We start from the raw sequence: 7,994 nt of genomic DNA, 5'->3' as shown, positions 1-7,994 counted from the left end.
GAGGTCGGCGAGTACTGCCCCTTGGTCAGCCCGTAGATCCTGTTGTTGAACAACAGGATCGTCATGTTGACGTTTCTCCGCAGGGCGTGGATGAGATGGTTGCCCCCGATCGACAGAGCGTCGCCGTCGCCGGTCACCACCCACACCGACAGGTCGGGGCGCGTCACCGCGAGACCCGTCGCGATGGCAGGCGCACGACCGTGGATCGAGTGCAGGCCGTACGTGTCCAGGTAGTACGGGAAGCGGCTCGAGCATCCGATACCGGAGACGAACATCAGATTCTCGCGTCGGAGTCCCAACTCCGGCAAAAAACTTCGGATCGTGGCGAGGATGACGTAATCGCCGCACCCCGGACACCAACGGACCTCCTGGTCCGACGTGAAGTCCTTGGCCTTCTGCGGTTCGTCGGTCCTGGGCACGTGCGCGGTGGCGCTCAGGCCCAGATCCGCACCGACACGACTGATCATCCGTGTCACGCCGATTCCTCCTGCCGGGGTCCGGTCGATCGGTAGGTCGCCGACGCGAGCGCGTCGGAGGTCTTCGCGAGCTCGTGCTCACGCAACGTTCCGGCCAGCGCGGAGTCGATCACGTCGTGCAGTTCGTCGCCGAGGAAGGCGAGCCCCCGCACCTTGGTCACCGATTGCACGTCGACGAGGAACCTCGAACGGAGGATCATCGCGAGCTGGCCCAGATTCATCTCCGGTGCGACGACGGTCCCGTAGCTGTGCAGCACCGCACCGAGATTGGCGGGCAGTGGGTTGATGTTGCGCACGTGCACGTGGGCCACCTTCTTGCCCTCACGGCGAGCACGCCGGCAGGCCTCACCGATGGGTCCGTACGAGCTGCCCCATCCGACGAGCAGCAGGTCGGCCTCACCCGAGGGGTCGTCGACGACCGCGTCGGGAACGGCGATTCCGTCGATCTTGGCCTGGCGCAACCGCACCATGAGGTCGTGGTTGGCGGGATCGTAGGAGATGTCGCCGCTGCCGTCGGCCTTCTCGAGTCCGCCGATGCGGTGTTCGAGCCCGGGCGTTCCCGGTATCGCCATGGCACGGGCGAGCGTCTCCCGGTCCCGGGCGTACGGTGCGAATTCGCCGTCCACCAGTGGCGCCGTGTCGCAGCCGGGGTCGATCCGGTCCAGTTCGGACACGTCCGGGATGGCCCACGGTTCGCTGCCGTTCGCGATGGCGCCGTCCGACAGCAACAGCACCGGTGTGCGGTACGTGAACGCGATCCGGGCGGCGTCGACGGCGGCGTCGAAGCAGTCCGCGGGTGAGCACGGCGCGATCACCGCGACCGGCGACTCGCCGTTGCGTCCGTACATCGCCTGCAACAGGTCCGACTGCTCGGTCTTCGTCGGGAGCCCGGTGGACGGGCCACCGCGCTGGACATCGATGACGAGCAGCGGGACCTCCGTCATCACCGCCAGCCCGATGGCTTCGCTCTTCAGCGCCAGTCCGGGTCCGGACGTGCTCGTCACGCCGAGCGCACCCCCGATCGAGGCGCCCAGCGCCGCGCCGATTCCGGCGATCTCGTCCTCGGCCTGGAACGTGGTGACGCCGAGATTCCGGTGCTTGCTCAGCTCGTGCAGGATGTCCGACGCCGGCGTGATCGGATAGGTGCCGAGGAAGACGTCCCGCGACGCCAGCCGTCCCGCGGTCACCACCCCGTAGGCCAGGGCCGTGTTCCCGGTGACCTGGCGATACGTGGCCGGTGGGAGCGTCGCCGCGGACACCTCGTAGGTGGTCGCGAAACTCTCCGTCGTCTCCCCGTAATTCCACCCGGCCTTGAACGCGAGCAGGTTGCCCTCCGCGATCTGCGGCTTCGCTGCGAACTTGGTCTGCAGGAACCGCTCGATGCTGTGCGTGGGGCGGTTGTACATCCACGACAGCAGTCCGAGCGCGAACATGTTCTTCGCCCGCTCGCCGTCCTTCCTGCTCAGTCCGGCGGGTTCGACCGCGCCGACCGTCAACGTCGACATCGCCACCGGATGCACCACGTAGTCCTCGAGGGAGTTGTCGTCGAGGGGGCTCGTGGCGTATCCGACCTTCGCGAGATTCCGCTTGGTGAACTCGTCCGTGTTCACGATGATCATGCCGCCGCGCGGCAGTTCGGCCAGGTTCGCCTTCAACGCCGCCGGGTTCATGGCGACCAGGACGTCCGGGCGGTCGCCGGCCGTGAGGATGTCGTAGTCCGCGATCTGGATCTGGAACGACGACACACCGGGGAGCGTGCCCTGAGGCGCCCGGATCTCGGCGGGAAAGTTGGGCTGGGTGGCGAGGTCGTTGCCGAACGCCGCCGCCTCCGACGTGAACCGGTCGCCGGTCAACTGCATGCCGTCGCCGGAGTCTCCGGCAAAGCGGATCGCCACTCGCTCCAACTTCGTGGAGTTCGCCTCCGTCGTCATGGATGCACCGAATCCTTCGACTCGTAGTCGTTCTGACCAGCAGCTTCTAACCTCACGGTACAAGCGTTCCCAGTTTTCGCCAGGAACACGCCGAAATCAGCCGCCGCGATACGGTGAGTGGTGTGAGGGATCCAGGGAACATCGAGCTCGTCGGGCGTTCCCGCGAACTCGCCGAACTAGAGTCGATCCTGCGTGAGGCGGGCGAGAACGCGCCCGTCGTCGTGGTCGTCGAAGGCGTGCCGGGCATCGGCAAGACCACTTTGGTGGAACACTTCCTCGCGGCGCATCCCGACCTGCCCGCGTTCTCCGCGGTCTGCGCCCCGTGGGCGTCGGGCCATCCCTTCGGCGTCGCCGAACAGCTCCTCGGGGCGGCCGTGACGTCGGCGGACCCCCTCGACGTCGCCCGCGAACTCGTCGCTGCAGTGAACGTTCGTCTTCGTGCTCGACGATGCGCAGTGGGCAGACCTGGCCTCATTGCAGGCGCTGACCTCCGCCGTGCATCTGCTGGACCGACCGGCACTGATCGTCCTCGTCACGAACTCGGAACCTCCTGAGGGTGTTCCCGCGGACGTCCTCGACCTCCTCGACCGGCATCGCCGGCATCGGATCCACGTCCGGCCGGTCGATGCGTCCGACACCCGCAGACTTGCGAATACCCTTGCGCATCTCGACCTTCCGGCCCCGGTGGCGCACCAGCTCGTTCAGCACACTGCGGGGAATCCGCGGCACCTCACGCAACTTCTGCAGGAAGTCGACCCGAGCGCGTGGAGCCAGTGGCAGCCAGTGCTCCCGGTACCCCGCACGTTCGCCGCGAAAGTGCAGTCACAACTGTCCGCGTGCTCAGCGCCTGCCCGGGCACTCGTCGAATCGGCGGCCGTACTCGCCGGGGATCCCCGATTCGCCGACGCCGCCGCGCTCGCGGGCATCGAGCACCCGGTGGAAGCGCTCGACGAAATCCATCGGGCGGGCCTCCTCACCGTCGGTGAGCATCGCGGCGTGACCGTGCTGACCTTCCCGTCGCCGCTGACCCGGGCCGCCGTCTACCGCAGCCTCGGGCCGATCCGGCTACGTGACCTGCACGATCATGCCGCACAGATCGTCGAGGACGAGGGCAGGCGGCTGGACCATCGCGCCGCGGCGGCGCCGTTCGCCGACCCCGCGCTCGCGGACGAACTGGACACCTACTCTGCGCAGCGGGCGACCGTCGGGGCGTGGTCGGCCGTCGCGGACGCACTGATCAAGTCGAGCCGCCTCACCGCGGACCGCGGCGAACGCGAACAACGTCTCATCCGGGCCGTCGACGCTCTCGTCGGTGCCAGCAACCTTCCCCAGGCACTGGCGTTCGCGCCGGAAATCGAGAGCTTCCCCGAAAGTCCGTTACGCGACGCCGTACTCGGCTACCTCGCAATCCTCCGGGGACGACCCGCGGAGGCCGATCTGCTGCTCACCCAGTCGTGGACCGCATGCGACCCGGACACCGATCCGGCGACCGCCGCGCTGATCTGCCAGCGCCGCGTCCTGGACTCACTCGTCCGCTGGCACGGACCGGACCTCGTCGAATGGGCCGGCCGGGCCGTGGCTCTCGTCGATCCGGGCGATCCGTCGGCCGTCGAATCCGCGGCGATCATGGGACTCGGACTCGCTGCCACGGGTCAGATCGTGGAGGCACGGGCCGCCTACGACACACTGTCCGCGAAGATCGCCCTCGGTGCCCAGTCCCAGCGCTTCGACATGGCCAGGGGTTGGCTCGACCTGGCGCTGGACGATCCCGAATCGGCGCGTCAGGAACTCGAGAGCGCCGTCCCCACGGCCTTCCGGATGGGCTCGACCCGCATCTCGCTGTGGGCGCAGGCCTGGCTGGCGCGAACGCAATTCGCCCTCGGCGACTGGAGTGGCGCCATCGCCACGGTCGACCGCGCGGCACACCAACTCGAGGACGCCGCACTCGACCTCGTCCGGCCCCTGGTGCACTGGACCGGCGCGCAGACACACGCGCTACGCGGAAACTGGCCCGCTGCGCACGAGCACCTCCGTCTCGCGGCGGCGAGTTCGCACGACTACCCGATGATGTTCATTCCGTCCTCACTGGCACGCGCCCAATGCGCCGAGGTGCAGGCCGACTACGCCGCAGTGATCAGGGCACTCGAGCCTCTCACCCGCCTGCAACCGCGCGAGGGCATCGACGAGCCCGGCTTCTGGCAGTGGCCCGACGTCTACGCGAACGCCCTCGTGATGGCCGGTCGCGTCGACGACGCGGACACCTTCCTCACCCCGCACGAGGAACGCGCCGCCGAGCGCGGCCACCGGTCGGCGATGGCTCGTCTCGGTTACGCCCGCGGTCGCGTCGCCGGCGCGCGTGGCGACATCGATTCCGCCCGGGACGTGTTCGAGACGGCCTTGACGCACCTCGACACCCTTCCCCTCCCCTACGACCGCGCCCGCGTGAACTTCGCGTACGGCCAGACCCTGCGCCGGGCAGGGAAGCGGCGCGAAGCGGACGCCGTCATGCAGGCCGCCCGGGAGGGATATTTCGCGCTCGGAGCCACCTCTTACGTGCAGCGGTGCGACCGCGAACTCAAGGCCGGCGGCCTCAACCTCAAACGCAGCCGGTTCACGCTCGAGGAACTGACTCCGCAGGAACGGGCTGTGACCGAACTCGTCGCCGGCGGAGCGAGCAACAAGGAGGCGGCGGGCGAGCTGTTCCTGTCCGTCAAGACCGTGCAGTACCACCTGACCCGGGTCTACGCGAAGCTCGGCATCCGCTCGCGCAGCGAACTCGCGGCGCAGTTCCGCGACCAGGACTGACGTCCGGGGTGGCGGGAACCTACCCCGAGGGTGCCTGTTCGGGGCACCGCCATCCGGCCAGGCTGGATCTCGACCGATGCAGCCGACCCACCGGAGTACCGAGATGGATGACACGATCGACGCAGTGCAAGCCGACCGCGACCTGAAGAACAAACACCGCGCCATGTGGGCTCTCGGCGACTACCCCGCCCTCGCCACCGACATCATCGCCGGCCTCGGCCCCGCCCTGGTCCGGGCGAGCCGGGTCAGGCCCGGTGACCGTGTTCTCGACGTCGCGGCAGGCTCCGGCAACGCCGCCATCCCTGCGGCGCTGTCCGGTGCGAGCGTCGTGGCCAGTGACCTCACCCCCGAACTGTTCGACGCCGGCCGCCGCCGGGCCGCCGAACTCGGAGCCGAGGTGGAGTGGCGCGAGGCCGACGCCGAGGCGATGCCGTTCGCCGACAACGAGTTCGACACCGTGATGTCGTGCGTCGGTGTCATGTTCGCCCCGCACCATCAGGCCAGCGCCGACGAACTCGTCCGCGTCTGCCGGCCGGGAGGGACGATCGGTCTACTCAGCTGGACCCCCGAGGGTTTCATCGGCCAGATGTTCGCAACGATGAAACCGTATGCACCCCCGCCCCCTCCGGGCGCGCAGCCCCCGCCACTGTGGGGTCGGGAGGAACACGTCCGGGCGCTGTTCGGCCACCACATCACCGACATCGTGGCAACCCGGCACACCGTGCGCATCGATCAGTTCCGGTCGCCGGAGGACTTCCGCGACTACTTCAAGACCCGCTACGGTCCGACCATCGCGGTGTACAGGAACATCGCCCACGACCCCGCCCGGGTCGCCGCACTGGATCACGAACTCGCCGATCTCGCACGTCGTTTCGACCACGGTACCGGCGGCACAGTGATGAACTGGGAATACCTCCTGCTCACCGCACGGAAGTGGTAATTGCGGACAGAGGTCGCAACAGCCACCGGGATCAGTCGTGGCCGTTCTTGTTCCAGAACTGGTGGGTAAGCCCACTGGGGGATGCGACGGTCTCGACTGTGAAGCGGTCTTCGATGCCGTTCAAGCCCTCCCAGAGGGATACGCCGCGCCCGAGGGTGATGGGCACGATCACCAGGTGCATGAAGTCGATCAAGTCGGCCTGCAGAAACTGCCGCACGGTCGAGGGTCCTCCGCCTATCCGGACGTCCCGACCGTCGGCAGCTTCCTGGGCCATGCGCAGCACCTCATGGGGTGGCGCGTCCACGAAGTGGAAGCTCGTTCCGTTGGGAAAGTCGATGCTGGGGTGTGGGTAGTGGCTCATGACGAACACCGGTGTGTGAAATGGCGGTTCGTCGCCCCACCAGCCCCGCCACCCGTCGTCGGGCCACTCGCCGGTTTGGGGGCCGAACTTGCGACGACCCATGATCTCCGCGCCGATGCCCTGGCTCCACAGGCTGGTCACGGCGCGGTCCAGGGTGACTGGGGCGTCTACCCGGTCGACCCCGTGGATGACGCGTCCGTCGAACCAATCGAATAGCCGTTCGGCATCGCCGATCGGGGCGTCGAACGTCACGTGCTCACCGGCGGCGTAGCCGTCGAGGGAAATATTCATATTGTGGATCCGTGTGCGGGGCATGGGCGATTCCTCCAATAGCCGGGTGCGGGATACAAATAGACAGACCTGAAGAGATGGCCGAACTCATCGCGGAACGTCGAAAATCGTATTCCCTCGAGCCGTACTCTGAGGCTGCAACCTGACAGCGCCGCGCCGCACGCCTCCTCGGGGAATCACCCTTGCCGATGGACGGGTGGTCACCGACACGGAGACGGGGGCCGAGATGGCGGGGTCGATCGGTGGGCCCATTGCGGAGCCGGTGGACATCGAGTCGTCCAAGGTCGCTCGGCTGATGGGTCGAGCCCGCGAGTTTGTCGCCAAACGGGGGATCCGCGTGGGCTGACAGTCAGCGCCTGACCCTCCGCGGGGGCTGCGCCTGTGCACACGGTACCCAGCCTGCGATTCGGGCATTGCCCGGTCGGGACTTCGCTGCTAGAGTCGAACATGTATTCGAACGACCTTGGGGGAGGTTGGTTGTGGGGGCAGTACTTCTCGAGGAATTGCGCACATTCACGGCGCGACTGCAATGCGCCGAGGCGGCAAGTGGAGATCCGGGACTGGGCATCGATCTGCTCGATGCGATCGAGACGTTGAAGTCGGTCGGGTGCGCGGTGCAGGCGGTGATCACCGACGACGTCGCCACCCAGATCCGCGCGGACCGCAAGGCCGCCGGGTTACCGCGGGCGGACTGGGACCGCGGCATCGCCTCGCAGATTGCGTTGGCCCGCAGAGAGTCCCCGAACCGCGGCGGGCGGCACCTGGGGTTCGCACGGGCTCTGGTGCACGAAATGCCGCACACCCTGACCCTGCTGCAGACCGGGCGGTTGAACGAATTCGGGCGATCGTGGACCGCCGGTTGTGCTCGGACCCGGCCATTCTCGACGGCGTCGGCGACCGCGGACTGATCGGGCGAAAGCGTTGGCGGTCGAACTCGACGCCGCAGCGGTCGTGGCCCGGCACCGAAAGGCAGTGTCCGAACGACGGGTCACGACACGCCCCGCGCCGGACTCGATGGCCTATCTGAGCGTGCTGATGCCGGTCGAGCAGGCCGTGTGTCTGCAGGCCACGCTGGGGCGGGACGCGGACAGTCTGATCGCGACCGGGGACAGCGGTGGCCGCACCCGCAATCAGCTGATGGTGGACCTGTTGTTCGACCGCGGCACCGGAGCATCGGTGGCGTCGGGTGT

General features: G+C 67.9%; 5 protein-coding genes and 2 pseudogenes. 4 read left to right on the top strand and 3 right to left on the bottom strand.

Annotation, left to right across the window (positions count from 1 at the left end; translation table 11 throughout):
• A partial coding sequence (locus AZG88_RS43450) for a thiamine pyrophosphate-dependent enzyme (RefSeq protein ID WP_231914404.1) occupies nt 1–467 on the bottom strand: 467 nt, incomplete at its 3' end.
• Between the two features lie 5 nt (nt 468–472).
• A complete protein-coding gene (locus tag AZG88_RS43445; RefSeq protein WP_061701177.1) occupies nt 473–2,407 on the bottom strand; it encodes a 2-oxoacid:acceptor oxidoreductase subunit alpha in 1,935 nt (644 codons plus the stop codon).
• 122 nt (nt 2,408–2,529) lie between these two features.
• On the opposite strand from AZG88_RS43445, the pseudogene AZG88_RS43440 reads away from it, so the two are divergent.
• Nucleotides 2,530–5,212: pseudogene (locus AZG88_RS43440) on the top strand (AAA family ATPase).
• Nucleotides 5,213–5,315: 103 nt separating this feature from the next.
• Nucleotides 5,316–6,152: a class I SAM-dependent methyltransferase gene (locus AZG88_RS43435; protein ID WP_005251354.1), complete on the top strand. Its 837-nt coding sequence runs from the start codon at nt 5,316–5,318 to the stop codon at nt 6,150–6,152.
• A gap of 31 nt (nt 6,153–6,183) precedes the next feature.
• Here the strand turns inward: AZG88_RS43435 and AZG88_RS43430 are convergent, their stop codons facing one another.
• Nucleotides 6,184–6,828, bottom strand: a complete 645-nt coding sequence (locus tag AZG88_RS43430) for a dihydrofolate reductase family protein (protein ID WP_005251351.1) — start codon at nt 6,826–6,828, stop codon at nt 6,184–6,186.
• 172 nt (nt 6,829–7,000) lie between these two features.
• Between AZG88_RS43430 and AZG88_RS54790 the strand changes: the two genes are divergently transcribed.
• Entirely contained in the window at nt 7,001–7,150 is a 150-nt protein-coding gene (locus tag AZG88_RS54790; protein WP_156517758.1) for a hypothetical protein, read from the top strand.
• A 133-nt stretch (nt 7,151–7,283) separates the two neighbouring features.
• Nucleotides 7,284–7,994 (top strand): annotated as a pseudogene (locus AZG88_RS43425) (HNH endonuclease); the annotation flags it as partial.

This window comes from Rhodococcus sp. LB1, assembly GCF_001583455.1.
Lineage (GTDB): Bacteria > Actinomycetota > Actinomycetes > Mycobacteriales > Mycobacteriaceae > Rhodococcus_F > Rhodococcus_F opacus.
Note: the sequence above shows the minus strand (reverse complement) of the source record. Positions and strands in the feature narration are given on the sequence as shown.